General features: G+C 57.0%; 1 protein-coding gene. It reads left to right on the top strand.

What is annotated here, in order from left to right; translation table 11 throughout:
• Positions 1-1,053 (top strand): IS3 family transposase gene (locus tag A985_RS0103110; protein ID WP_369751546.1). Its coding sequence is split into 2 segments (ribosomal slippage), with 1,054 coding nucleotides annotated over them: positions 1-209 and positions 209-1,053; the frame shifts between segments, so codons are not numbered across the junction. This gene is flagged as partial in the annotation.
• Positions 1,054-1,085 lie beyond the last annotated feature (32 nt).

Below are 1,085 nucleotides of genomic sequence, written 5' to 3'. Positions count from 1 at the left end.
GCAAGCCGAAGTGGGTACCACGGTGGCAGAAGTGTGCCGGAAGATGGGTATTTCGGAAGCCACGTTCTACAACTGGAAGAAAAAGTACGGCGGCCTCGGCGTTTCCGAGCTGCGGCGGCTGAAACAGCTGGAAGAGGAAAACGCACGGCTCAAGCGCATGGTGGCCGACCTCAGTCTGGACAAGCAGATGCTGCAGGAGGTGGTGCAAAAAAAGCTGTGAAGCCGGCCCGTAAGCGCGAGCTGGCTGACTTTTTGATGCAAGCGTATCGGGTGAGCATTCGGCGCGCGACGGCGGTGCTGCAGTTGCGTCAGGCCACGTATTTTTATCAACCTCACCCGCGCGATGACCGTGCTGAGCGACGACGTATCCGGGAGATCGCCCAGACGCGAATACGTTATGGCGCGGAGCGCATTCATGTCCTGCTGCGACGCGAAGGCTGGCTTATCAATCACAAGAAGACGTGCCGGATCTACTGCGAGGAAGGGCTGAATCTGCGGCGTAAGCGACCACGCCGTCGTGTTGCCGCAGCACATCGCATGGAGCGCCCTGAAATCTCTACCGTGAATGCCTGTTGGAGCATGGATTTCGTGGCCGATCAGCTGTTCAACGGGCAGAAAATCCGGGCCTTAACTGTGGTCGATAATTTTAGTCGGGAGAGCTTGGCGATTACCGTCGATTACGCCTTGAAGGCGGCAGACGTGGTGGCCACGATGGGGCATCTGAAAGCGCTGCGCGGTACACCGAAACGCATACAGGTCGATAACGGAAGCGAATTCATTTCGCATGTGCTAGATCACTGGGCGTATGAAAATGGCGTAACCTTGGATTTCTCTCGGCCAGGCAAACCCACGGACAATCCGTTCATCGAGTCGTTCAATGGCAGTTTCCGGGATGAATGCCTGAACGTGCATTGGTTCCTGTCATTGGACGACGCTCGTGAAAAGATCGAGGACTGGCGACAGGACTACAACGACGTCAGACCGCATAGCTCGCTAGGCGATTTGACTCCGGGCGAGTTCCGACTCGCACACCTTGACGCCGGAAATCTCTAGGTCAAGGTGCTCGGTTAAGCGGGGGGAGGTCA

Source organism: Pandoraea sp. B-6 (assembly GCF_000282835.1).
GTDB lineage: Bacteria > Pseudomonadota > Gammaproteobacteria > Burkholderiales > Burkholderiaceae > Pandoraea > Pandoraea cepalis.
The sequence above is the reverse complement of the archived record's forward strand: the minus strand, read 5'-3'. Positions and strand labels throughout refer to the sequence as shown.